Source organism: Methylobacterium sp. CB376 (assembly GCF_029714205.1).
Lineage (GTDB): Bacteria > Pseudomonadota > Alphaproteobacteria > Rhizobiales > Beijerinckiaceae > Methylobacterium.
This window is the reverse complement of record NZ_CP121648.1, coordinates 5,691,428-5,713,905: the sequence shown is the minus strand read 5'-3', so window position 1 is coordinate 5,713,905 and position 22,478 is coordinate 5,691,428. Positions and strand designations below refer to the sequence as shown.

Annotated in this window: 23 protein-coding genes; 11 read left to right on the top strand and 12 right to left on the bottom strand. The window is 73.7% G+C overall.

Going from position 1 to position 22,478, the window contains the following annotated elements; genetic code table 11:
* Positions 1–5: 5 nt before the first annotated feature.
* Positions 6–587, bottom strand: a complete 582-nt coding sequence (locus QA634_RS26220; RefSeq protein ID WP_012334923.1) for a YqaA family protein — start codon at positions 585–587, stop codon at positions 6–8.
* 363 nt (positions 588–950) lie between these two features.
* Here QA634_RS26220 and QA634_RS26215 point away from each other — a divergent pair, with 363 nt between their 5' ends.
* The 4 genes from QA634_RS26215 to QA634_RS26200 all read left to right on the top strand — a co-directional run bounded on the left by QA634_RS26215 (position 951) and on the right by QA634_RS26200 (position 4,457).
* On the top strand, positions 951–2,270 hold the full coding sequence (locus QA634_RS26215; protein WP_018261107.1) for a globin-coupled sensor protein: 1,320 nt from the start codon (positions 951–953) through the stop codon (positions 2,268–2,270).
* Positions 2,271–2,474: 204 nt separating this feature from the next.
* Positions 2,475–2,600, top strand: coding sequence for a type B 50S ribosomal protein L36 (gene ykgO, locus QA634_RS26210; protein WP_012334921.1), 126 nt, complete (start codon positions 2,475–2,477; stop codon positions 2,598–2,600).
* Between the two features lie 135 nt (positions 2,601–2,735).
* Positions 2,736–3,338: a tetratricopeptide repeat protein gene (locus QA634_RS26205; RefSeq protein ID WP_012334920.1), complete on the top strand. Its 603-nt coding sequence runs from the start codon at positions 2,736–2,738 to the stop codon at positions 3,336–3,338.
* Between the two features lie 78 nt (positions 3,339–3,416).
* Positions 3,417–4,457 carry an alpha/beta fold hydrolase gene (locus tag QA634_RS26200; RefSeq protein ID WP_012334919.1) on the top strand — a complete coding sequence of 347 codons (1,041 nt, stop codon included), beginning with the start codon at positions 3,417–3,419 and terminating at the stop codon, positions 4,455–4,457.
* Positions 4,458–4,505: 48 nt separating this feature from the next.
* On the opposite strand, the gene pyk is transcribed toward QA634_RS26200, so the two are convergent.
* The 5 genes from pyk to QA634_RS26175 form a co-directional block, all read right to left on the bottom strand.
* Positions 4,506–5,942: a pyruvate kinase gene (gene pyk, locus QA634_RS26195; RefSeq protein WP_012334918.1), complete on the bottom strand. Its 1,437-nt coding sequence runs from the start codon at positions 5,940–5,942 to the stop codon at positions 4,506–4,508.
* A gap of 140 nt (positions 5,943–6,082) precedes the next feature.
* Positions 6,083–6,535 (bottom strand): DUF1036 domain-containing protein, encoded by a 453-nt coding sequence (locus tag QA634_RS26190; protein WP_083784733.1) that lies wholly within the window; start codon positions 6,533–6,535, stop codon positions 6,083–6,085.
* A complete protein-coding gene (locus QA634_RS26185) occupies positions 6,507–7,772 on the bottom strand; it encodes a glycerate kinase type-2 family protein (protein WP_283027523.1) in 1,266 nt (421 codons plus the stop codon). The genes QA634_RS26190 and QA634_RS26185 overlap by 29 nt, the downstream gene beginning before the upstream one ends.
* A gap of 62 nt (positions 7,773–7,834) precedes the next feature.
* The gene (locus tag QA634_RS26180) at positions 7,835–8,812 is read right to left on the bottom strand and encodes a DMT family transporter (protein ID WP_012334915.1); all 978 of its coding nucleotides are present in this window, start codon (positions 8,810–8,812) and stop codon (positions 7,835–7,837) included.
* 142 nt (positions 8,813–8,954) lie between these two features.
* Positions 8,955–9,749 (bottom strand): fumarylacetoacetate hydrolase family protein, encoded by a 795-nt coding sequence (locus QA634_RS26175; RefSeq protein WP_012334914.1) that lies wholly within the window; start codon positions 9,747–9,749, stop codon positions 8,955–8,957.
* Positions 9,750–9,968: 219 nt separating this feature from the next.
* Between QA634_RS26175 and QA634_RS26170 the strand changes: the two genes are divergently transcribed.
* The 3 genes from QA634_RS26170 to QA634_RS26160 all read left to right on the top strand — a co-directional run bounded on the left by QA634_RS26170 (position 9,969) and on the right by QA634_RS26160 (position 11,620).
* The gene (locus QA634_RS26170; protein ID WP_012334913.1) at positions 9,969–10,721 is read left to right on the top strand and encodes an N-formylglutamate amidohydrolase; all 753 of its coding nucleotides are present in this window, start codon (positions 9,969–9,971) and stop codon (positions 10,719–10,721) included.
* Between the two features lie 206 nt (positions 10,722–10,927).
* A complete protein-coding gene (locus QA634_RS26165) occupies positions 10,928–11,233 on the top strand; it encodes a DUF1244 domain-containing protein (protein WP_012334912.1) in 306 nt (101 codons plus the stop codon).
* A gap of 120 nt (positions 11,234–11,353) precedes the next feature.
* Entirely contained in the window at positions 11,354–11,620 is a 267-nt protein-coding gene (locus QA634_RS26160; protein ID WP_012334911.1) for a DUF2312 domain-containing protein, read from the top strand.
* A gap of 114 nt (positions 11,621–11,734) precedes the next feature.
* On the opposite strand, the gene QA634_RS26155 is transcribed toward QA634_RS26160, so the two are convergent.
* The 3 genes from QA634_RS26155 to crtI form a co-directional block, all read right to left on the bottom strand.
* Entirely contained in the window at positions 11,735–12,439 is a 705-nt protein-coding gene (locus QA634_RS26155; protein WP_012334910.1) for a Uma2 family endonuclease, read from the bottom strand.
* A gap of 71 nt (positions 12,440–12,510) precedes the next feature.
* Entirely contained in the window at positions 12,511–12,957 is a 447-nt protein-coding gene (locus tag QA634_RS26150; protein WP_012334909.1) for a DUF2141 domain-containing protein, read from the bottom strand.
* Complete coding sequence (crtI, locus tag QA634_RS26145; protein ID WP_012334908.1) at positions 12,954–14,531, bottom strand: phytoene desaturase family protein; 1,578 nt, start codon at positions 14,529–14,531, stop codon at positions 12,954–12,956. The genes QA634_RS26150 and crtI overlap by 4 nt, the downstream gene beginning before the upstream one ends.
* A gap of 175 nt (positions 14,532–14,706) precedes the next feature.
* On the opposite strand from crtI, the gene QA634_RS26140 reads away from it, so the two are divergent.
* Positions 14,707–15,144 carry a hypothetical protein gene (locus QA634_RS26140; RefSeq protein ID WP_012334907.1) on the top strand — a complete coding sequence of 146 codons (438 nt, stop codon included), beginning with the start codon at positions 14,707–14,709 and terminating at the stop codon, positions 15,142–15,144.
* Positions 15,145–15,255: 111 nt separating this feature from the next.
* Here QA634_RS26140 and QA634_RS26135 read toward each other — a convergent pair whose 3' ends face one another.
* Positions 15,256–16,065: a TrmH family RNA methyltransferase gene (locus QA634_RS26135; RefSeq protein WP_012334906.1), complete on the bottom strand. Its 810-nt coding sequence runs from the start codon at positions 16,063–16,065 to the stop codon at positions 15,256–15,258.
* A gap of 18 nt (positions 16,066–16,083) precedes the next feature.
* On the bottom strand, positions 16,084–16,548 hold the full coding sequence (gene croR, locus QA634_RS26130; RefSeq protein WP_012334905.1) for a 3-hydroxybutyryl-CoA dehydratase: 465 nt from the start codon (positions 16,546–16,548) through the stop codon (positions 16,084–16,086).
* 179 nt (positions 16,549–16,727) lie between these two features.
* On the opposite strand from croR, the gene QA634_RS26125 reads away from it, so the two are divergent.
* Positions 16,728–17,612 (top strand): metallophosphoesterase, encoded by an 885-nt coding sequence (locus QA634_RS26125; RefSeq protein ID WP_012334904.1) that lies wholly within the window; start codon positions 16,728–16,730, stop codon positions 17,610–17,612.
* Positions 17,613–17,636: 24 nt separating this feature from the next.
* On the opposite strand, the gene QA634_RS26120 is transcribed toward QA634_RS26125, so the two are convergent.
* Positions 17,637–18,959: a UDP-glucose dehydrogenase family protein gene (locus QA634_RS26120; RefSeq protein ID WP_012334903.1), complete on the bottom strand. Its 1,323-nt coding sequence runs from the start codon at positions 18,957–18,959 to the stop codon at positions 17,637–17,639.
* 478 nt (positions 18,960–19,437) lie between these two features.
* Here QA634_RS26120 and QA634_RS26115 point away from each other — a divergent pair, with 478 nt between their 5' ends.
* Positions 19,438–20,274, top strand: a complete 837-nt coding sequence (locus QA634_RS26115) for a hypothetical protein (protein WP_012334902.1) — start codon at positions 19,438–19,440, stop codon at positions 20,272–20,274.
* Positions 20,275–20,317: 43 nt separating this feature from the next.
* A complete protein-coding gene (locus QA634_RS26110) occupies positions 20,318–22,333 on the top strand; it encodes a glycosyltransferase (protein WP_012334901.1) in 2,016 nt (671 codons plus the stop codon).
* The last annotated feature ends 145 nt before the right edge of the window (positions 22,334–22,478 follow it).

Sequence of the window (22,478 nt, the reverse complement as noted above, 5' to 3'; positions counted from 1 at the left end):
CGTCCTCAGAACAGGTAGCGGAAGCCGACGAAGCCGATCACGCCGACCGCCACGACCGTGGCGGCCACCGCGTTCAGGTGCCGGTCGAGCACCGCGCGGATCCCGACGCCGTAGCGGCTCACCAGCCCGGCCAGGATGAAGAACCGTGCGCCCCGGGTCAGCAGGGACAGGAGCGTGAACCAGAACAGGTCGTAGCCCGCGAAGCCCGACGTGATGGTGACGAGCTTGTAGGGGATCGGGGTGAGGCCCTTGAGCAGGATCACCCAGTGGCCGTGCCGGGCATAGGCCTCGCGGAAGGCCTCGGCACCCTGGGACAGCCCGTAGAGCTTGAACAGCCACTGGCCGAGGGAATCGTACAGGAGCGCCCCGATGGCGTAGCCCGCGAGCCCCCCCACCACCGAGGTCAGCGTCGCGACGAGCGCGTAGGTCCAGGCCCGGTCCGGCCGGCTGACCACCATCGGCACCAGCATCACGTCCGGCGGGATCGGGAAGAAGGAACTCTCCGCGAAGGAGACCGCCCCGAGCGCGTAGGGCGCGGAGGGGCGCGCGGCGAGCGCGAGGATCCACTCGTAGAGGCGGCGGAGCATCGATCGGTGAGCCTGCTGAGGGTGCGGGAGCGCCCTTTCAGCACAGGATTGCGGCGCTGGCGAGGGCGCCCGCGCGGCGCTGGCGAGGACGCCTGCGCGTCGGCCCCCCCGGCTCCTCCCGCACCCGCCCGCCATCCCGATGGAGCAGATCGCACCTCTATTCCGAAGGGTCAGATTCTGCACTTGCTGACAAAGACAATCTACTAGACTGTTCTCCGTTGCCGCCTTCTGGCTGCGCTGCCAACACATCCAGTCCATCCCGGCCCTACCGGCGCGGCAGACATGGATCGTTAATGAACCGGTGGCAGGTTCGTTCAAGTTGAGCGGAAAGGGGAGGGTTTCGCTGTGCGGAGCGATGCCGATTTGGACGGTCGCCTGACGTTTCTCGAGATCGACGCCGCCACGGCGGCGATGCTGCCGCGACTGTGGCCGGCGATCGCCCCCGAATTGCCGCGGATCATGGCGCGTTTCTACGACAAGATGCTGCGGACGCCGCACCTCGCCGGGATGATCGGGACGCAGCAGACGCGCCTCGTCGCGGCCCAGTCGGCGCATTGGGAGCAGCTGTTCAGCGGGCGCTTCGACGCCGGCTACGTGGACAGCATCCGGCGGATCGGGCGCGTCCACCACAAGATCGGCCTGGAGCCGCGCTGGTACATCGGCGGCTACGCCTTCGTGCTGAACGCCCTGGTGCAAGTCCTGGTCGAGCGGGCCGGGCTCCTGGGGCGCGGCGGCCTGCCGGCGCGGATCGCCGCCCTCAACAAGGCGGTGATGCTCGACATGGACTTCGCCATCTCGGTCTATCAGGACGTGCTCCTGGAGGAGCGGCAGCGCAAGGGCGAGGCGCTGGCCGGGGCGATCGCGCATTTCTCGGGGGCGGTGACGTCGAGCCTCTCCGTCTCGGCCGAGGCTGGCGCCGCGCTGGCGCGCAACGCCGACACCCTGACGACGACCGCCGCGGAGGCCAGCAGCCTCGCCGACGAGATGACGGGCGCCGCGAGCCAGACCGCGTCGAACATGCAGTCGGGCGCGGCGGCGGCCGAGGAGCTCGCCGCCTCGATCCGGGAGATCGGCGAGCAGGCCGGCCGCTCCGCGGAGGTGGCCCGCCGGGCGGTCGACAGCGCCCGCTCCACCGAGGAGACCGTGTCGGGCCTCGCCGAGCAGGCCCACGCCATCGGGCAGGTGATCGACCTGATCAGCCAGATCGCCGAGCAGACGAACCTGCTGGCGCTCAACGCCACGATCGAGGCGGCGCGGGCCGGCGAGGCGGGCCGCGGCTTCGCGGTCGTCGCCGCCGAGGTGAAGAGCCTCGCCGGGCAGACCGCCAAGGCGACGACCGATATCGGGACGCGCATCGGCGCCATCCAGGAGGCGACGCGGCGCAGCGCGTCGACCATCGAGGACGTCGTGCGCATCATCGGCGAGGTGAGCACCATCGCCACCGCCATCGCCTCCGCGGTCGAGGAGCAGACGGCGGTGACCTCCGAAATCGCCCAGAACGTCCACCAGACCGCCTCGCACGCGCAGGTCGCGGTCGGCAGCACCGCCACGCTGCGCGACCGCACGGCCCGCGCCGCGGCGGCGGCCCTGGAGGTCGAGCAGGCGCGCGACACCCTCGACCGCCAGCTCTCCCGGCTGCGCAGCGACATCGCGAGCTTCCTGGAGACCGCCCGCGCGGCCTGAACGCGCCGCGACGCTGGCCGAAAATGCCGCTGCGGCGGCCGGGGCGGATTGACTTTCCGCCCCCTGCCGGTACACAGGCAGCCCTCGCCGGACGGCGCCACGCGTCGCCCGGCCTTGGCGCTTGGTCTCGGGCCGCGCCGCGAATCCGTCACCCCTCGATACCGCGGCCGGCCGGAGCCGGCGCGTCACCGTGAGACCAGACCGATGAAGATCCGCAATTCGCTGAAGTCGCTGCGCGGCCGGCATCGCGACAACCAGCTCGTGCGCCGCAAGGGCCGCGTCTACGTCATCAACAAGACCCAGAAGCGCTACAAGGCCCGCCAGGGCTGAGCGTCCTGCCGGCCCCGCCTCCGGGCGGGGCCGCACGGCCCGGAGAGCGCCGGCCTCGGAGAGGCGCACGGCCTCGGAGAGGCCGCGGCAAGCCATCGCGTTGACCATCCGGCCCCGGCGCCGGAGCATGGCGTCATGCAGCGCCCCGTTCTCGCGACTTGCCTCTCGGCCTTCCTCCTCTGCGGGCTCGCGCCGGCCGGCGCAGTGGCTGCGGCTCCGCCCGAGCCCGGCGCCCCGGCCAAGGAGGCGCCCCGCCCGCCCGCCACCCTCGACGATCTCTTCGCCCGGCTGAAGGCCGCCAAGGACGACGCGGAGGCGCGCGGCGTCGCGCAGCTCATCGAGCGCCGCCTCGACCGCTCCGGCAGCGACACGGTCGACCTGCTGGCCAGCCGCGCCGGGCAGGCCCTGAAGGACAAGGACGCCGCGCTCGCGGTCGAACTCCTCGACCGCGTCGTGACCCTCGAACCCGGCTGGGCCGAGGGCTGGAGCCGGCGCGCGACCGCCTTCTACCTCCTCGACGATCAGGCGAGCGCGCTCGCCGACCTGCACCGGGCGCTGCAGCTGGAGCCGCGGCACTTCGAGGCGTGGTCGGCGCTCGCCCACCTCTACATGGCGAGCGACGACAAGGAGCGGGCGCTCGCGGCCTTCCGGAGGGCCGAGGCGATCTATCCCCGGATGGGCAAGCTGCGCGAGGCGATCGAGCACCTCGCCCCCGCCATCGACGGCCGCGACCTGTGATCCGAGCATCGGTCGACCGCGTCGCGACGCGAAGTGCGGCGTCGCGCGGGCGTGCGGGGCGCCGATGGGTCGCGCCGCATGCGTCCCGGCGATGACGGGCGGCGCCGGACGCGGGTGCGCCGCGTGCTGATCGGGCTGGTCGGTGCGCTGCTGGCCATCGTCGCAGCCCTGCTCGCCGCCGGCTTCGCCGCGACCTGGTTCATCACCCGGCAGGTGGAGGCGCGCTACCCGCCCGCCGGCCGGCGCGTCGCCCTGGCCGGCGGCGCGCTCGCGGTGCTGGAGGCCGGCCCGGGGGAGGGGCGCCCGAGCCGCGGCACCGTGGTGCTCCTGCACGGCGCCTCCGCCAACGGCATGGACCCGATGCAGGCCTTCGGCCGGCGGCTCGCCGGGGACGGGTTCCGGGTGCTCGCCTTCGACCGGCCGGGCTTCGGCTGGAGCGACCGCATCGCCGGGAGCGCCGCCGCCTCGCCGGCCGTGCAGGCCCGGCTGATCGCCGAGGCGCTCGGGGCGCTGGCGGTGGGCCCGGCCACGATCGTCGGCCATTCCTGGTCCGGCGCGCTCGCGGCGACGCTCGCCCTCGACCATCCGGAGCGGGTCTCCGGCCTCGTCCTCCTCGCCCCCGCCCTCTATCCCTGGCCGGGCGGCGCGGTGCCGGGCTATGCGGGCTGGTACCGGTCGGTGCCGGGCCGGGCGCTCCTGGCGCTCGCCACCCACACGGTCGCGGCGCCCCTCGGGCTGAGCTATCTCGACCGCTTCGCCGCGGCGGTGTTCCGCCCGGACCCGCTGCCGCCGGGCTACGTCGACGAGGCGCGCGTGCCGCTGGTGCTGCGGCCCGCCACCTTCCTGGCGAACCTGCAGGATCTCGACGGCCTGTACGGCTTCCTGGCGGCCCAGAGCCCGCGCTACCCGGAGATCGCGGTGCCGACCACGATCGTGGCCGGCGACGCCGACCCGGTCGTGCGCACCCCGGTCCATGCCGAGCCGATGGCGCGCGCGGTGCCCGGGGCGCGGCTGGTGGTGCTGCCGGGCATCGGCCACATGCTCCACTACACGGCGACCGACGCGGTGGTCGCCGAGATCGAGGCGGTGGCGGCGCGCGGCCGGGTCGCGGCGGATTAGGCGGGGCGCCCGGAGGGGCGGGGTTCCCCCGCCCGGGGCGGCCCCTGCTCAGGCCTTGGCCGCGTGCTCGCGGGTCACCTGCGCGATGCGGATCAGGTTGGTGGCGCCGGGCGTGCCGAAGGGCAGGCCCGCCACGACGATGACCCGGTCGCCGACCTTGGCGAAGCGCTCGCGCACGGCGAATTTGCAGGCGCGGAACGACATGTCGTCGATGTCGCTGGCGTCGTTGGTGACGATTGGGTGGGTGCCCCAGGCCATGGCGAGGCGCCGCGCGGTCTCGCGCTTGGGGGTGAGCGCGATCACCGAGGCGTTGGGGCGGGCGCGGGCGAGGCGCAGAGCCGTCGAGCCGGAGGCGGTCCAGGCCATGATGGCGTCGAGGCCGAGCGTGTCGACGATCTGGTGGGCGGCGAGCGCGATGGCGTCGGAGGCGGTGGCCTCCGGCACGGAGCGCTGCGCGGCGATGATCGACCAGTAGATCGCGTCCCGCTCCACCTGCTCGGCGATGCGGTTCATGGTGGCGACGGACTCGACCGGGAAACTGCCCGAGGCGCTCTCGGCGGAGAGCATCACGGCATCGGCCCCCTCGTAGACCGCGGTGGCGACGTCCGAGACCTCGGCGCGGGTCGGGACCGGGGCGCTGATCATCGATTCGAGCATCTGGGTCGCGACCACGACGGGCTTGCCGAGGCGGCGCGCCCCGCGGGTGATGCGCTTCTGCACGCCCGGCACCTGTTCCAGGGGCATCTCGACGCCGAGGTCGCCGCGGGCGACCATCAGCCCGTCCGACACCTCCATGATCCCGTCGAGATGGGCGAGCGCCTGGGGCTTCTCGATCTTGGCCATCACCAGGGCGCGGTGTCCGGCGATCTCCTTCACCTCGGCCACGTCCTCGGGCCGCTGCACGAAGGAGACGGCGATCCAGTCGATGTTGGCGGCGAGCCCGGCTTCCAGGTCGAGGTGGTCCTTCTCGGTCATGGCGGCGACCGGGATGGTGGTGTCGGGCAGCGAGACGCCCTTGCGGTTCGAGATGCGCCCGCCGACGAGGACGCGGGTGACGGCCCGCCGGGGCGCCACCTCGACGACCTGGAGGCGCAGCTTGCCGTCGTCGATGAGGACCGTGTGGCCGGGCTCCAGGGAGGAGAGGATCTCGGGATGCGGCAGGTGGACCCGGGTCGCGTCGCCCAGCGCCTCCTCGCCGTCCAGCACGAAGCTCTGGCCCTTCTCCAGGATCGCGGCGTCGCCCGCGAACTTGCCGACCCGGAGCTTGGGCCCCTGCAGGTCGAGCAGGATGGCGATGGGGCGGCGCAGGCGCTGCTCGATCGAGCGGATGACGGCGACGCGCTCGGCCAGCCGCTCGCGGGGCAGGTGGCTCATGTTGAGGCGGAAGACGTCGGCCCCGGCCTCGAACAGCTTCTCGATCACCTCCGGATCCTCGGAGGCCGGGCCGAGGGTGGCGACGATCTTGGTGCGGCGGGCGCGCTTCATGGCAGGTCCGGAGAAGGTGCGGGCGGGGCGGCGGGGAGTGTCCCCTGGGCGCCGGCGGGCGCGACGCGGCCGGCCCGGCGAGGCGCAAGTATACCAGTTCCGCGCCGGGCGCCTCCCCGGCCGTTATGGGGAGGCGCCGCTCACGGCCCCGCCCCGGGCCGCCCCGGATCGGTGAGCTGGATGGTCCAGCTCTTCTGCTCGCCCGTGTCGACCTCGAAGAAGCCGTTGCGGTCGAAGCCGCGGGCGAGGCAATCCTCGACGCCCCGGATGGTGAATTCGCGGTCGCGGGTGCACATCAGGGAGCGGCCGCTCCACTCGCCGCCGCGGTCGTAATCGACCGCGAAGACGTAGTAGTAGCGGGCGGCGAGCGCCCCCTTGAGCAGGGTCTCGCAGGCCTTGCCGGAGAGGTTCCACCAGCCCTCCGTGACCCAGCCCCCGGCATCCCGGTAGCCGAGGGCGACGCCGACGCGGCTGCCGGTCATGTTGCACATGCGCAGGTCCGCGCGGGCGGGCGCCGCGCCGAGAAGCAGCGCGGCGGCCCCCAGGGCCGTCGTGCGGGTCGTCCTATCCCACCAGGATGATGCGGCAATCATTGACGTTGGTGCGCGTCGGCCCGGGCCGGACGAGGTCGCCGAGCCGGTCGAAGAACGGGGTCGAGTCGTTCTCGGCCAGACTGGCCCGCGGGTCCAGCCCCAGCGCGGCCGCACGGGCGAGGGTCGTCTCGTCCACGATGGCGCCCGCCGGGTCGGTGGCCTCGCCGCGCCCGCCATCGGTGCCGTCGGTATCGGCCGAGAGGCCGGCGATGCCGGGCGCCCCGTCGAGGGCGACCGCCATGGCCAGCATGTATTCCTGGTTCGGCCCGCCCTGGCCCTCGCCGCGGATCGTCACGGTGAGTTCGCCGCCGGAGATCAGCGCGACCCTGCGCCCCTCCGCGGCCATCCGGCGGGCGAGCGCCGCGTGCTCGGCCGCGACCTCGCGCGCCTCGCCCTCCAGGTCGGCGCCCAGCATCACGGGTTCGTAGCCCGCCTCCTGCGCGGCGGCCGCGGCGGCCCGCAGGGCGTCGATCGGCCGGGCGATGATGCGGTACTCGCTGCGGGCGAAGAGCGGGTCCCCGGGCTTGGGGCTCTCGTTGGCCGGATCGGCGAGGAGCGCCGCCGCGGCAGGCGGCAGCGGGATGCCGCGCCGCTCGCAGATCGCGCGGGCCTCGGCCAGGGTCGAGGGATCGGGCACGGTCGGGCCGGAGGCGATCACCGCGGGGTCGTCCCGGGGCACGTCGGAGATCGCCAGCGTCAGCAGCTTGCCGGCCTTGCGGGCCGCCAGGGCGAGGCGCCCGCCCTTGATGCGCGAGAGGTGCTTGCGGACGCAGTTGATCTCGTCGATCGCGGCGCCCGAGCGCAGGAGCGCCTTGGTGATCCCCTGCTTCTCGGCGAGCGTCAGGTCGCCCGCGGGCGCGATCCAGTTCGCCGAGCCGCCGCCGGAGAGCAGCACCAGCACGAGGTCGTCCGGGCCCGCGGAGGCCGCGAGGGCGAGGCTGCGGCGGGTGGCGTCGATCCCCGCCTGGTCCGGCACCGGGTGGCCGGCCTCCACCACCGCGATCAGGCCGGCGGGCTCGCCGTAGCCGTGGCGCGCCACGGCCTGGCCGAGGAGCCGGTCGGGGCCGAGGCCGTGGGCCTCGCGGTAATGCCGCTCGGCCACCGCCGCCATGCTGGCCCCCGCCTTGCCGGCGCCCAGGATGATCAGGCGGCCGGCGGGCGGCGGCGGCAGCTCGGGCACCAGGCAGCCGCGGGGATGGGCCGCCGTGACGGCGTCGTCGAGGAGACGCAGCAGCAGCGCGCGGCGCGCGTCGGCGGGGAGGGGAGGCGGTCACGGGGCGGATCCTCGCTCGTTCTGCGTCATCGTGGCGGAGGCGGTCGGCGGTCCCGGGGGCGGGCGACCGCGATGCCGATGAGGATGAGGCCGCCGCCCAGCACTTGCGGCCCGCTCAGGGCCTCGCCGAGGACGACCCAGCCGAGGGCCGCCGCCGCCACCGCCTCGAGGAAGATCACCAGCGAGGAGAAGGCGGAGGACAGCCGCCCGAGGGCGACGGAGAGCAGCCCCTGGCCGGCGGCGTGGCTGAGCAGCGCCAGGGCGACGAGGCCGGCGGCGGCGCCCGGCGAGCGGGGCAGGATGGGCCGCGTCTCGGCGAGGAGCACGACGCCGAGGAGCAGCGCGGCGGTGACCGCGGAGGCCACGAAGGTGACGCGGGCGGCGCCGAGCCCCCGCGCCCGGGCGCGCTCGACGGCGAGGAAGTAGAGGCCGAAGAAGACGGCCGTCAGCACGCCGTCCCGGTCTCCGGCGAGTCGCCCGGGATCGATCCGGATCGATTGCCCGACGAGGGCGGCGCCCCCGGCGAGGCAGAGGGCGAGGCCCGCCAGGGTCGCCCGCGCCGGGCGGCGGCCGAGGCCGAGCCAGGCGAAGAGCAGGACGAAGACCGGGGCGGTGGTGGCGAAGAAGGTGGCGTTCGCCACCGTGGTGCCGAGGATCGCCCGGTGCCAGAAGACGAGATCGCCCGTGAAGGCGAGGCCGGCCAGGAGGGCGGCCGGGGCGAGGGCCTGGCGGCGCAGGCGCGGGCGGCCCGCCTCCTCGGCGCGCATCCAGCCGTAGAGGGCGGGCAGCGCCAGGGCGACGCGCCAGAAGGCGCTGGCGAAGGGCCCGACCTCGGGGCTGACGAGCCGCACCAGGATCGGCGACACGCCCATGGCGAGGGCGCCGAGGAACAGGGCCGCGACCGCCAGGCCCGCGCCCTCCGCCGTGCCCTCCGCCGCGCCCGGCCCGGCGCCCGGGGGCGCCGTCCGCGCGGCCGCGGCGAGATCGGGGGAGGGGCAGGTCATCGGGCGAGGGGCTCCGGCCGGAACGGGGTCCGCGAAGCACTATGGCATGTCGGCGCGCCCGTCACCCTGGCGGCGGGGCCGCGGGCGACGAAGGGGGCTCGGCTCTTTTGGGGGAGGGGGTCCGCCGTCCGCTCCCGGCGCCTCAGCGCGCGCCGTCGACGATGCGGATCGAGAGCTCGGGCAGGCCCGCGACGCGGCCGACCAGCAGGTCGCCCGGCACCACCGGCCCGACATTCTCCGGTGTGCCGGAATAGATCAGGTCCCCGGCCTTGAGCTCGAACGCCTCCGACAGGTGGGCGATCTGCTCGGCGACCGACCAGATCATCTGCGACAGGTCGGCCTCCTGCCTGACCTGTCCATTGACCGTGAGCCGGATCGCGCCGCGCGTGAGGTGCCCGACCGCGGCGACCGGGTGGAGCGGCCCGATCGGCGCCGAGCGATCGAAGCTCTTGCCGATCTCCCACGGTTTCTTCTGGTCGCCCATGCCGCGCTGGAGGTCGCGCCGGGTCATGTCGAGCCCGACCGCGTAGCCGAAGACGTGGTCGAGGGCGCTCTCCTTCGACAGGTTGCGCCCGCCCGATCGCAGCGCGGCGACGAGTTCGATCTCGTGGTGGTAGTTCCGGGTCAGGGACGGGTAGGGGTGATCGACGACCGCCCCGGCGGGCACGATCTGGACCGCGTCGGCCGGCTTCTGGAAGAAGAAGGGCGGCTCGCGGGCCGGATCCGAGCCCATCTCGCGGGCATGGGCGGCGTAGTTGCGGCCGATGCAGTAGACCCGGCGCACCGGGAACACCTCGGCCATGCCGGCGATCGGCAGGCGCGCCTGCGGCAGGGGAAACAGCGGCGCGGCGGAATCCTGCGCGGCAGCCGATCCCGACGCCGCGCCGAGCGCCGCGGCGGCCGTGACCCGGAGAGCGTCCCGCCGGTTGTGCGTCATCGTCCGTCTCCCCGAGGCCGATCCGGCCCGATCGCGGCCAACCCCGCGCGCCCTCCGCGCGTTCCGGTCCGGGCATCGCCCGAAACGGGCCGCGGCTCAACCCCGCCGCGCTCCGCGCGCATTCCCCCCGGCGGACACGCGAGAGGATGGAGGTCGGGCCCGAGGGGTGGTACCGGTCGCGGCAGCGCGCGCGCCTTCCCGCCACCGCCCCGAGCCGCCATGCCCGATCCCGTCCCGAGCCAGCCCGTCGAGAGCCTTGCGGGGGATGCCGCCTGCGGGCTCATCCTCCTCTGCGACCACGCCTCGAACGCCGTGCCGGAGGATCTCGGCTCCCTCGGGCTCGACGCCCCGCATTTCGAGCGGCACATCGGCTACGACATCGGCGCCGCCGCGGTGACGCGCGCGCTCAGCCGCCGCCTCGGGGCGCCGGCGCTGCTCACCACCTTCTCGCGCCTGATCATCGATCCGAACCGGGGCCGCGACGACCCGACCCTGGTCATGCGCCTCTCCGACGGCACCGTGGTGCCGGGCAACGCCCGGATCACGCCGGAGGGCGTCGCAGCCCGGATCGCCCGCTTCTACGACCCCTACGACCGGGCCATCGCGGCGGCGGTGGCGGCCGGGCGCGATGCGGGGCGCCCACCCGCCCTGGTCGCGGTGCACAGCTTCACGCCGGCCTGGCGCGGGGTGCCGCGCCCCTGGCAGGTCGGGATCCTGTGGGACGGGCGCGACGGGCGCGTCGCGCGGCCGCTCCTCGACGGTCTGCGGGCGGACCCGGCCGGGCTGACGGTCGGCGACAACGAGCCCTACGCGGGGGGCCTGCCGGGCGACACGCTCGACCGCCACGCCGGCGCGCGGGGCCTGCCGAACGCCCTCATCGAGATCCGCCAGGACCTGATCGCCGACGAGGCGGGCCAGGCGGAATGGGCCGGGCGCTTCGCCCGGCTGCTGGCGCCGCTGATCGCCCGGTGAGGCGATGCGGGGCGCGGCGACGGCCCGGCGGCCCGCGCCCCGGACGCCTCCCGCGATCCCGGCACGGCCTTCGACGGCGCCTCGGAGCCCGCCGCGACGCCGCGGGACGTTCCCTGCGCCGATGGCGGATCGCCGGATGGGCTTGGGCGGCGGGCCCGGCGCGCCTACATCCCGCCGCGAGGGCCACGCCGCCAGGGATCCGGGACATGACGCAGATCGACGAGACCGCCCGCACCGAACTCGAAGCCGCGGTGTTCCGCCGGCTCGTGGCGCACCTGCGGGGGCGCACCGACGTGCAGAACATCGACCTGATGAACCTCGCCGGCTTCTGCCGCAACTGCCTGTCGAACTGGATGAAGGAGGAGGCGGATGCCCGCGGCCTGCCCCTCAGCAAGGACGAGAGCCGGGAGCAGGTCTACGGCATGCCCTACGAGGAATGGAAGGCCAAGCACCAGAAGGAGGCGAGCGCCGAGCAGCAGGCCGCCTTTTCGGCGCGCAACCCGGGGCATTGAGGCGCCTCGCCCGGCCCCGGCCGGGCGAGCCCGCGGCAAGAACTCGGTAAGGTTGAGAGACTATCAACCCTGGCGAGGGCGCGCCTCGCGGAGCGCCGATCCGGCAGAGGAATTCGAGCCATGGCTGCATCCCCCGTGCTCGCGGTCGACAACTCGTCGGTCGCCGCCGACCAGCTCAAGAGCATCATCGAGCGCATCGAGCGCCTGGAGGAAGAGAAGGCCGGGCTGGCGGGCGACATCAAGGACGTCTACGCCGAGGCCAAGGCGAACGGCTTCGATACCAAGGTCCTGCGCAAGATCATCTCGATCCGCAAGCGCGACCACGAGGAGCGCCAGGAGGAGGAGGCGATCCTCGAACTCTACATGCAGGCCCTCGGCATGGTCTAGAAAGGTCCGGGAGGCGCGAGCGCCGGTTCTCCGGACGGATGGACGGCCCGGCAACGGCGTCGGGTTCGCCAGCCGCGTCCCGCACGGCGCGGGCGACCCGGAGCCGCGGCGCGGTCACCCCTCGCCGGACACGCCCGCGGCCATTCCACCGAGGGGGCGTCCCGGCGTTGCGTCCGGCGCCGAAGCGGTCTGCGCGTCGGCGCGTGCGGCTCGGAGATCCGGCCCGCTCCGGGCGAGCGGCCGCGACACCGGCACGCCGAAATAGATCCGGTCGAGGTCGATCTCGAAATCGACCGCGTCGAAGCGCAGCACGTCCTGCGGCGTGATCAGCACCTCCAGGCGCCAACCCTCCTCGGTGCGCTGATAATGTTCGACGCGCATCTGGTCCTGGTAGACCAGCGCGAGGTGCCGCAGGGTGGGCAGCGACTTGTGGAACGCGAGCTTGCCGCCGCAGTCGTGGTCCATCGTCGAGGGCGACAGCACCTCCACCACGACGAGGGGATCGGTCACGTAGGTCTGGTTCTGGCGCGGCCCCAATCGGACGACGATGTCGGGCCTGGTCTTGTCGCGGCCGCGTCCGTCGTCGGAGCGCTGCACGCGCATGCCGCCCTGATAGCTGCGGCATCCTGCGGCATCCATGGCGAGCTTGAGAGAGGCCCCGATATTCCCGGCGATCTGCTCGTGATCCTCCGTCGGGTTGCTCATCATCACGAATTCGCCGGCGACGAGTTCCCACTCGCGCTCGTCGCGTTGCGCCGCCACGAACGCGTCGTAGTCGGCGATCGTCAGCGCCGGGAATCGGTGAGCCGCGTCGGCCATGGTGCCCTCCACGGGTCCAGGCTACCCCATTCCGCGGCCATGCCCCAAGGCGGGCGCTGCCCCCCCGATGATCACCGCGCCGCCGGCAGCGCCCGCTGCAGCCGCACGCGGATCGCCGCCCCCGGCTCGGCCAGCGGGAAGGCCGCCGCGGCGAAATCCGGCCGGCCACCGCGGCCCGCCCCGTTCGAGAAGCCGTAGGGCTCGCGCGGCAGGCCGAGCGGGGTGCGGGCGAGCCGCCCGTCGCCGTCGAGGTCCTGGAACACCGCGACCGCGTAGGTCCCGGGCGGCACCTGCGTGAAGGCGAAGCGCAGGGCGGGCGCCCGCGCCGGAGCGTTCTGGCCGATGCGGCACGAGCCCTCCGAGAGCCCGCCGGTGCACAGGGCGACGTAGACCTCCCCGGCCCCCGGCTGCACCCCCTCGACGTCCACCGTGAGCTCGGCCGCGGCCGCGCCCCCCGACGGCAGGACGAGGGCCGCGAGCAGGGCGGCGAGGGCCGCGCGCGGCGCGCCCGCCCTCACGTCGCCTTCCCGCTCGGCGCGACTTCGAGCGGCGGCGCGAGGTCGGGCAGGGAGCGCCGGCCCTGCCGGGCGAGGTCCTCCAGCAGGAGCCGGGCGGTGATGCGCGCGCCCTCGTAGATCACCGGCAGGCCCGAGCCCGGATGGGTGCCGCCGCCGACCAGGTACAGGCCGCGGCCGAAGCGGTTGTGCGGCCGGAAATACAGCATCTGCCCGAGATCGTGCGACAGGTTGAACGTCGCCCCCTCGTTGACCGCGAACGCGTCGCGCCAGTCGGTCGGATCGACGATGCGCTCGTAGCGGATGCGCCGCTCGATGTCGGTCAGGCCGAGCAGCTTCAGCCGGTCGAGGACGAGGCGGCGATACTGGGGCCGCACCGTCGCCCAGTCGATGTCGGCGCGCAGGTTCGGCACCGGGACCAGCACGTAGAGGCTGGTATGGCCGGGCGGCGCCATGCCGCCATCCGTGAAGCCGGCATGCTGCACGTAGAGCGAGGGCTGGCGCGGCAGGATACCGGTCGAGATCTCCGCGATGTTGCGCCGGTACTCCTCGGCGAGCAGGATCGTGTGGTGGCCGAGGCCCTCCGGCATCCGCCCCTCCAGGCCCAGATAGAGCATGAAGGTCGAGCAGGAGAGGCGCGCCCGGTCGAGCTTGGCGTCGCGCCAGCGCGGCCGGTGCCGCTCGGGCACCAGGGCGCGCACCACCTTGGCGAAATCGCCGTTCACCACCACCGAATCGGCCGGCAGGCGCTCGCCCCCGGCCTCGACCCCGACCGCGCGGTCTCCCTCGAACAGCACCCGGTCGACGGCGGTGCCCAGGCGGATGTCGACGCCGAGCCGCCGGGCGAGCCCCGCCATCGCCTCCGAGACCGCGCCGCAGCCGCCCACGGGATGGAAGACCCCGTGCTCGTATTCGAGGAAGCTCAGGATGGTGAACAGGCTCGGGCAGCGGAACGGCGACATCCCGAGGTACTTGGTCTGGAACGAGAAGGCGAGGCGCACCCGCGGGTCGGCGAAGTAGCGCTGCAGGTCGCGGTCCACGGTGGCGTGCGGGCGCAGGAGCGGCAGCGCCCTCAGCATCGGCGCCGAGACCAGGCTGCGCAGGCTGTCGAAGGGCTGTTCCAGCACCGGCCGGAAGGCCTCGAGCTTGGCGCGGTTGTCCGCGAGGTAGCGCGGCACGTTGGCGGCGTCGGCCGGCGCCATGCGGGCGATCTCGGCCTGGAGCCGGGTTACGTCCGAGGTGGCGCGGATCTCGCCGCCGCCCTCGAAGACGAGGTGGTAGAGCGGATCGAGCCGCTCCAGCCGGACGTGGTCCTCCAGCCGCTCGCCGCAGGAGGCGAAGATGTCGGCGAGGATGCGCGGGTAGAGGAAGAAGGTCGGCCCGATGTCGAATCGGTAGCCGCCCGGCGCCGTCACGGTGCGGGTGCGCCCGCCGACGCAGTCGTCCTTCTCCACGACGGTGACGTGGACGCCCTCCCGGGCGAGGAGCAGCGCCACCGCGAGTCCGCCCGGCCCCGCCCCCACCACCACCGCACGCCGCCCCGACAGGGTGCGGTAGCCTTCACGCGGCTGAAGCAATCCTTCGCTCCTGAGCGTCTGGTCCGGATGCACCGGCCGTTTCCCCTACGGCCTAGTTTGGCGCGCCGGACGAGCGCGGCAATTGCCGCTCTTTGTCGCGCATGCTGGGGGCGTGACAGGATTGCGCGCCAGTGGCCGGGGCGCATCATCGCCTCCGGGGACCGGCGGGGCGGCGATGGACATCGAGGAGAGGCTGCGCGAGCGGCTGCGCAAGGCCGAGAGCCTGTTCGCGGGGGCGGCCACCTCCGGCGAGCGGGATGCCGCCGAGGCGGCGGTGCGGCGGCTGCGGGTGCGGCTCGCCGAGACCGCGCGGGCGGAGCCGCCCATCGAGCTGAAGCTCACGGTGCCGGACGCGTGGTCGGCCCGGCTGCTCATCGCCCTGTGCCGGCGCTACGGCCTGCGCCCCTACCGCTATCCGCGCCAGCGCCGCACCACCGTGATGGTGCGGGCCCCGCGCTCCGTCTTCGACGCGGTGGTCTGGGCGCAGTTCACCGCCCTGCACGAGGAGATGCTGGCCTTCTTCGAGGAGACCACCGAGCGGCTGATCCGCGAGGCGGTCTACGGCGACGCCGCCGACGCCGAGACCGTCCCGGAGGCGCTGCCGGGGCGGTGATCCGCTGTCCGGACAATCACGTCCGGACAGCGGATGCCAAGCCCGCGCGGCGCGTGAGCGCGGCCGACATCCGCACGGCGACGCAATCCGTCGGATGTCGTGTGAGGCCCGTCAGGGACCGGAGAGGCGCGGCGCCGCGATCCGGTGCAGCGCCACCGCTCCCGCCGCCGCCACGTTGAGCGAATCGACGCCCGGCGCCATCGCGATCCGCACCCGCCGGGCCCGCGCCATCAGGGCGTCCGGGAGCCCGGTCCCCTCGGTGCCGAGCAGGAGCATCGCGCGGGGGAGGGGCGGCAGCTGCGCGATCTCCTCCCCGCCGCCGGGGGTGAGGGCCAGCGGCACGATCCCGTGCCGCTCGCAGAGGGCGAGCAGGGCCTCGCCGTCCGGCAGCCGGGCGAAGGGAAGGGTCAGGCAGGTGCCGGCCGAGACCCGGATCGCCTTGCGGTAGAGAGGGTCGCAGGTGGCCGCGTCGAGCAGCACCGCGTCGGCCCCGAAGGCGGCGGCGTTGCGGAACAGCCCCCCGACATTGTCGTGGTTGGCAAGGCCCACCAGCCCGAGCAGCAGGGCGGGCCCCGGCGGCACCAGCGACTCGGCCGGCGGGGTCTCGCCCGATCGCCCGATCGCCAGCACGCCGCGGTGGATCGGGAAGCCGGCGAGCGCGCTCATCACCGCGCGCGGCGCGAGGTAGACCGGGGCGTCGGTCAAGGCGGCGAGGGCCGGCCGCAGGGAGGCCAGGCGCTCGGGCGAGAGCAGGACCGACTCGATCCGGAACCGGGCGCGGCCCGAGAGCAGGACCCGCAGCACCACCTCGCCCTCGGCGACGAAGCGGCCCCGGCGCCCGACGAGGTCGCGCTCGCGGATCGCCGCGAAGGCGCTGAGCCGCGGGTCGGCCGGATCCTCGATCGGGATGGGCTCGGGCACGCGGTCGGCTCGCGCCGGTCAGCCCTTGGCGCGGGCCGCGAGCGGATCGGCCTCGGCCCGGGTCGGCACCTTCACGAGCGCCTCGCCGTCCAGCACGGTCTCGCCGCCGACGCTGCAGGTGCAGGTGAGCCGGGCGCGGCGGCGCTCGGGGACGAGCTCGGCCACCTCGACCGTGACCTCGACCGTGTCGCCGATGCGCACGGGCGCGCGAAAGTTCAGGCTCTGGCTGATGTAGACCGCCCCCGGCCCGGGGAGGCGCGTGCCGAGCACGGCCGAGATCAACCCGGCCGTGTAGAGGCCGTGGGCGATGCGGGTGCCGAACGGCGTGCGGGCGGCGAAGTGCTCGGAGAGGTGGATCGGGTTGCGATCGCCGGTGATCTCCGCGAAGCCGACCACGTCGGAGGACGAGATCGTCTTCGACAGCGTCTCGGACATCCCGACGGCGAGATCCTCGAAGTACAGAACGCGCAGTTCGGGCAGCATCGGCGTCTCTCCCACTCGCGCAAGGTTTGCGCCCGCTGCGGCCTCGCACAGGATCCGACCCGAATCCAGTGCCCGAAGGTCGGGGCCGGGCCCGCCGCCGCGGGCTTGGTGCGGCGGGCTTGGCGCGGCGGTCGGGCGCGGGGCATAGACGCGGCCCGATCCCGCGACGGAGCCACGCGATGCCGCGCCACGCCACCGCCGACGACGCGCCCGGGCCGCTGCGCCTGTTCGTGCTCTCCGACCTGCACCTGGAGCGGCGCGACCCCGCCGCCATCCCGCCCCCGGCGGAGCCCTTCGACGTGCTCGTCTGCGCGGGGGACGTCTGGGAGGGTCAGCCGGAGCGGGGGCTCGCGGTGCTGCTCGGCCTCGCGGGGGAGCGCCCCGCGGTGCTGGTGCCCGGCAACCATGAGCACTACGCCCCGGCGGGCGATCCGCGCACCGCCCCGGCGCTCCTCGCCGCCCTCGCCGCCGAGGTGGAGCGGATCAACGCCGCGGCCGGGCGGACCCGCATCGCGCTGCTGCGGGCCGGGGAGGCCGCGGTGATCGCGGGCGTGCGCTTCGTGGGCGCGACCCTGTGGAGCGACTGGGCGCTGGCCGGGCGCTGGCTCGCCCCCGACGCGCCGGGCCGGCCCGCCGACCCGGCCGCCTACGCGGCGGCGCGCATGACCGACCCGCTCACCGGCTCGCGCGAGTTCCGGGCGATTCGGCTCGCGGACGGGGCGGCCTGGACGCCCGCCGCGGCGATGGAGGCCCACGCGCGGGACCGCGCCCTGCTGGCGGCCGCCCTCGCGCGGCCGCATGCGGGGCCGACCGTCGCGGTCACCCATCACCCGCCGATCGCCGAGGCCGCCGACCGCTACCGCGACGCGCCGGGCGTGCCCTGGTGGGTGCCAGCCTTCTACGCCACGACGGTGCTGGCCGACCTCGCGCCCGCCCATCGCCCGGCGCTCTGGGTCTCCGGCCATTTCCATGCCGGCCACGACCTCGCCCTCTACGGCACGCGCTGCGTGGCCAATCCGGTCGAGGGCGGGACCTTCGATCCCCGCACGGTCGTCGCCGTGTGAGCGGGGGCCGCCGCCCCGGCCGGGTCAGGCGGGGAGCGGCTGCCCGGCCCGTCCGACGCTGGTGTAGGAAAAGCCGTGCTTGCGCGCGTCCTCCGGCCGGTAGACGTTGCGCAGGTCCACCAGCACCGGCACCGCCATCACCCCGCGCAGCCGCGCGAGGTCGAGCGCCCGGAACGCGTCCCACTCGGTCACCAGCACCAGCGCGTCCGCGCCGTCGGCGCAGCCGTAGGGGTCGCTCGCGTAATCCACGTCCGTGAGAAGCGGGCGCGCCTGCTCCATCCCCTCCGGGTCGTAGGCCCGCACCCGCGCCCCGGCATCCTGCAGCCCCGCGATGATCGAGAGCGAGGGCGCGTCGCGCATGTCGTCGGTGTTGGGCTTGAAGGTCAGACCCAGCACCGCGATCGTCCTGCCCCGCACCGAGCCCCCGCAGGCCGCCACCACCTTGCGCGCCATCGCGCGCTTGCGCTGGTCGTTGACCGCCACCACGGTCTCGACGAGGCGCACCGGGCTGCCCGCATCCTGCGCCGTCTTGACCAGCGCCAGCGTATCCTTGGGGAAGCACGAGCCGCCGTAGCCCGGGCCGGCATGCAGGAACTTCGCGCCGATGCGGTTGTCGAGCCCGATTCCGCGCGCCACCTGCTGCACGTCGGCCCCGACCCTCTCGCACAGGTCCGCCATCTCGTTGATGAAGGTGATCTTGGTGGCCAGGAAGGCGTTGGCCGCGTACTTGGTGAGCTCGGCGGTGCGCCGGGAGGTGACCAGGATGGGGGCCTGGTTGAGGTAGAGCGGGCGGTAGAGCTCGCTGATCACCTCGGCCGCGCGGGGCTCCTCGGCCCCGATGACGATGCGGTCGGGCCGCTTGAAATCCGCGATGGCGGCGCCCTCGCGCAGGAATTCCGGGTTGGAGACCACGGCGAAATCGGCCTCGGGCCGGGTCTCGCGGATGATGCGCTCGACCTCGTCGCCGGTGCCGACCGGGACGGTCGATTTCGTCACCACGACCGCGTAGCCGTCGAGGGCTCGGGCGATGTCGCGGGCCGCCTGATGCACGTAGGTGAGGTCGGCGAAGCCGTCGCCGCGGCGCGAGGGGGTGCCGACGGCGATGAAGACGGCGTCGGCGCCCGCGACGCCCTGGGCGAGGTCGGTGGTGAAGGAGAGGCGGCCCTGGCGGACGTTCTCGGCCACCAGGGCGTCGAGGCCGGGCTCGAAGATCGGGATGCGGCCGGCGTTGAGTGCGGCGATCTTGTCGGGATCCTTGTCGACGCAGACGACCGCGTGGCCGAAATCGGCGAAACAGGCCCCCGAGACCAGCCCGACATAGCCGGACCCAACCATCGCGACCCGCATGGCCCCATTCCTTTGGTAGGCGTTGCAGACGCCGGATAGCAGCCCTCCCGGGTCCGACTCAAGGCTGGCGGCCCGGCGGCCGCCGCGCGGGGCGGGGCGATCATCGGGGCCCGGCGAATTGGCGCGCCGGATCAACTCGGCTAAGGAGACGGCCGCGCTCCTCGCTGACCGGCCCCCTGCACCGAAGTCAGCCCGTCGCGCGACGCAAGGAAATCGTCCGACGCAATGCAGCAACGACCGAATGGGACGCCCCGGCGCACCCCTCGCATCCGGGTCCTTCAGGATCCGGTCACACGGCGTGCCGGCCTCGCAACTTGTCGATCCCGGAGCGACGCGGCGGGCCGGCCGGGCGACGCCGCTCGAGCGATGCTCCTGCCGGCGCGCGCCCTCCCGGCCGCCTGACGGCTGCCATCGCGGGACCCGGTTCGATCCGGGCGAGCCCCGCCAGCCCCGTCGCGATTCCCTCCCGAGGCCAGACATGACGACGAACGACACCGCTCCCCCTCAGCGCAAGCGCGTCGCCGGCTGGGTCACCACCGTCTACGCGCGCGGCAGGACGCCGAAATCGGCCGTCAGGTCGAATATCGACGTCGTCGAGGGCCGGCGCATCGCGGGCTGGGCCTATGACAGCTCGCGCGCCCACGCCGCCCTGACCGTCGAGGCGACCTCCTCCGCGGGCCAGCGGGCGCGCGCCACCGCCGACATCTTCCGGCAGGATCTGCGGGAGGCCGGCATCGGCAACGGTGCCCATTGCTTCGAGATCGACCTCGGCGGGTGGACGCAGGAGGCGGGCGAGGTGACCGTCCGGGTGGTGGAGACGCAGGACGTCCTCGGCGTCTTCCCCTTCGACACGGGCCCGCTTCCCGCCTCGCCCGCCCGGCGGGAGGAGTCCGCGCCGGCGTCCCGCTGGCGGTGGAACATCGACCGGGTCGATTCGCGGTCGGTCCTGGGCTGGATCCAGGACACGCGCAGCCCTTCCGGCGCCGTCCTGCTGCAGGCCCTCGGGGAGACCGGCAGGTCGGTCCTGATCACGGCCGACCTTTACCGCGCCGACCTGGAGGAGGCCGGGATCGGCGACGGCCGCCACGGCTTCGAGGTCAACCTCGCCGAGGTCGGCGCGCGGAACGCCGTCACCCTCCTCATCGCCGAGACGGGCGAGCCCCTCACCCCCGCGCCGATTCCGACGAGCGCCGTCGCGGTCGTCAAGAGCGGCGGGATCTCGGACCAGATGAAGGTGCAGCTGCGGATGGCGCTCGTCGAGATCGCCGCGCTCGCGCGAGACCACGGCATCGAGACCGCGGCGTCCCGCGACTGAGCCCCCGCCGCCCTCCGACGACCGATCAACCCGCAGGCACCCGATGAGCAGCTCCCCCATCCTCCAGGTCGCCAATCCGGAGCGCGACCCGGAAGGTCTCATCACGAAGTACGTTCAGTTCGAGAGCTTCCGCCTCGTGCGGGACCACCACCTCGACGACATGACCGGCTCGCTGCAGGATCGGCTCAAGGTCCTGATGTGGTACCTGACGGACTATCAGGCGCACCGCAAGGCGCAGGGCACGCGCTTCGAGATGCCGCTGTCGCGCGCGCAGGTGGCGTTCCTGAACCGGCCGATGCCGCTCGCCGGCCTGTCGCCGGCCGTGACCGTCGCCCTCTACAATTCCGTCGTGCGGGAACTGCCGAGCCACCTCAACCTGGCCGATGTGCGCGTGCTGCGCGAAGCCGTCTACTGGTGGTGCTTCGAGCGGACGATCGACGCCAAGCTGCATCGCGCGCTCGTGACGCGGGAGCAGATCGCGGTCCTGCAGGCGCCGTCGAGCGCGCCGTACGCCGACTTCCCCTTCAACATCTTCATGGAGATCCAGTTCGAGCGCGACCGGGCCAAGCTCGACCTGACCAGGGACAAGGCCTCGGACCGCGCCGCCTATCTCTGCTACCTGATCCTGTCGAGCTACACGCGGCCCTACCTCAGGAGCTTCCTGCCGGGCAGTCAGGTCCGGCAGCTGCTGCGGGCGAGGGCGGAGGCCGCCTCGCTCTTCGACGAGATCATCGCGGCCGTCGCCCTGCCGCCGGGCGCGCCGCCCTCCCGCGTGGCGGCCCTGCGCGGGCAGGCGGAGGCCCTCGCGGCCAAGCTGGCGAGGCAGGGGGCCGGCGAGAGCACGGCCGAGGTTCGGGATTACGGCGAGTTCCTGCTGCCGAAGCGGGATTTCCCGCGCTCCCACCCCGAACCCGGCGTCGCCCTGATCGGTCCGCTCCTCCAGACGTCGGGCCTCGGCCAGGCGACGCGCATCTCCTACGAGATCCTGACGGCCGCCGAGCGCGTGCGTCCCACCGCGCTGCCCTTCGGCCTCGACAACCCGGCGCCCATCGGCTTCGCCACCGAGCTGAACTTCGAGACCTTCACCGCTCCGCGCGAGATCAACCTCATCCACCTCAACGCCGAATCGATTCCCCTGGTCTACGCGTTCGAGCAGCGCGAGATCGTGGCCAACAGTTACAATATCGGATATTTCTTCTGGGAGCTGAATCAGATCCCGAAGTGCCATAATCTGGCGCTCGATCTGCTCGATGAGATCTGGGTCTCTTCGGAGTACAACCGCGAGATCTACGCCCGGTTCACCGACAAGCCGGTGGTGAACGTGGGCATGGCGGTCGAGCCGCTGCCCGAGGTGGAGGCGATGGACCTCGGCAGCCTCGGGCTGGAGCGCGACGCGACAATCTTCCTCACCACCTTCGACTCCTTCTCCTTCATCGAGCGCAAGAACCCGCTGGCCGCCGTCGAGGCGTTCCGGCAGGCCTTTCCGCTCGGCACCGAGGCGGTCGCCCTCGTCATCAAGACCCAGAACAGGACCCGGGTCGGCGATCCGCACCAAGTGGCGATCTGGAGGAAGATCGACGACGCCTGCAGGGCGGACCCGCGGATCCTGATCGTCGACGAGACGCTCAAGTACAGGGACCTCCTCGCCCTCAAGAAGGCCTGCGACTGCTACGTCTCGCTGCATCGGTCCGAGGGCTGGGGCTTCGGCATGATCGAGGCCATGCAGCTCGAGCGGCCGGTGATCGCGACGGCCTATGGCGGCAACATGGATTTCTGCAGCGAGGAGAGCGCCTACCTGATCGGGTACGACCTCGTCGGGGTGCAGAGGGACGAGTACATCTTCGTCGAGCGCGGCAGCGTCTGGGCCGATGCCGACCTCCGGCAGGCCGCCGCCGCCATGCGCCACGTCGCGACCGACCAGGCCGCGGCGCGCGCCAAGGGCGTGAGCGCGGCCCGTCTCGTCAAGGCGCGTTTCAGCATCCCGGCGATCGCGAAGCGCTACGGCGCGCGGCTGGAGGAGATCCGCGCCGCGCCCGCTCGCCGCCTGGCCGCCTCGTGACGGGCCGCAGCGGGCGGGTCGCGCATTGGTCCCGACCGGGGCAAGGGGCCTCTGACGCAGAGGCCGGCGCTCTTGCGGGGCCGGTACGAGGACGAGATGACGGCCGCGGCAAGCCCGCAGACGAGCTTAGCCATTGCACTTGACT

Bases quoted from the DNA above. Each gene is read 5' to 3' on its own strand.
- QA634_RS26220 (WP_012334923.1), bottom strand. From the start codon at position 587: ATGCTCCGCCGCCTCTACGAGTGGATCCTCGCGCTCGCCGCGCGCCCC.
- ykgO (WP_012334921.1), top strand. From the start codon at position 2,475: ATGAAGATCCGCAATTCGCTGAAGTCGCTGCGCGGCCGGCATCGCGAC.
- QA634_RS26205 (WP_012334920.1), top strand. From the start codon at position 2,736: ATGCAGCGCCCCGTTCTCGCGACTTGCCTCTCGGCCTTCCTCCTCTGC.
- QA634_RS26200 (WP_012334919.1), top strand. From the start codon at position 3,417: ATGCGTCCCGGCGATGACGGGCGGCGCCGGACGCGGGTGCGCCGCGTG.
- pyk (WP_012334918.1), bottom strand. From the start codon at position 5,942: ATGAAGCGCGCCCGCCGCACCAAGATCGTCGCCACCCTCGGCCCGGCC.
- QA634_RS26190 (WP_083784733.1), bottom strand. From the start codon at position 6,535: ATGATTGCCGCATCATCCTGGTGGGATAGGACGACCCGCACGACGGCC.
- QA634_RS26180 (WP_012334915.1), bottom strand. From the start codon at position 8,812: ATGACCTGCCCCTCCCCCGATCTCGCCGCGGCCGCGCGGACGGCGCCC.
- QA634_RS26175 (WP_012334914.1), bottom strand. From the start codon at position 9,749: ATGACGCACAACCGGCGGGACGCTCTCCGGGTCACGGCCGCCGCGGCG.
- QA634_RS26170 (WP_012334913.1), top strand. From the start codon at position 9,969: ATGCCCGATCCCGTCCCGAGCCAGCCCGTCGAGAGCCTTGCGGGGGAT.
- QA634_RS26165 (WP_012334912.1), top strand. From the start codon at position 10,928: ATGACGCAGATCGACGAGACCGCCCGCACCGAACTCGAAGCCGCGGTG.
- QA634_RS26160 (WP_012334911.1), top strand. From the start codon at position 11,354: ATGGCTGCATCCCCCGTGCTCGCGGTCGACAACTCGTCGGTCGCCGCC.
- QA634_RS26155 (WP_012334910.1), bottom strand. From the start codon at position 12,439: ATGGCCGACGCGGCTCACCGATTCCCGGCGCTGACGATCGCCGACTAC.
- QA634_RS26140 (WP_012334907.1), top strand. From the start codon at position 14,707: ATGGACATCGAGGAGAGGCTGCGCGAGCGGCTGCGCAAGGCCGAGAGC.
- croR (WP_012334905.1), bottom strand. From the start codon at position 16,548: ATGCTGCCCGAACTGCGCGTTCTGTACTTCGAGGATCTCGCCGTCGGG.
- QA634_RS26125 (WP_012334904.1), top strand. From the start codon at position 16,728: ATGCCGCGCCACGCCACCGCCGACGACGCGCCCGGGCCGCTGCGCCTG.
- QA634_RS26120 (WP_012334903.1), bottom strand. From the start codon at position 18,959: ATGCGGGTCGCGATGGTTGGGTCCGGCTATGTCGGGCTGGTCTCGGGG.
- QA634_RS26115 (WP_012334902.1), top strand. From the start codon at position 19,438: ATGACGACGAACGACACCGCTCCCCCTCAGCGCAAGCGCGTCGCCGGC.
- QA634_RS26110 (WP_012334901.1), top strand. From the start codon at position 20,318: ATGAGCAGCTCCCCCATCCTCCAGGTCGCCAATCCGGAGCGCGACCCG.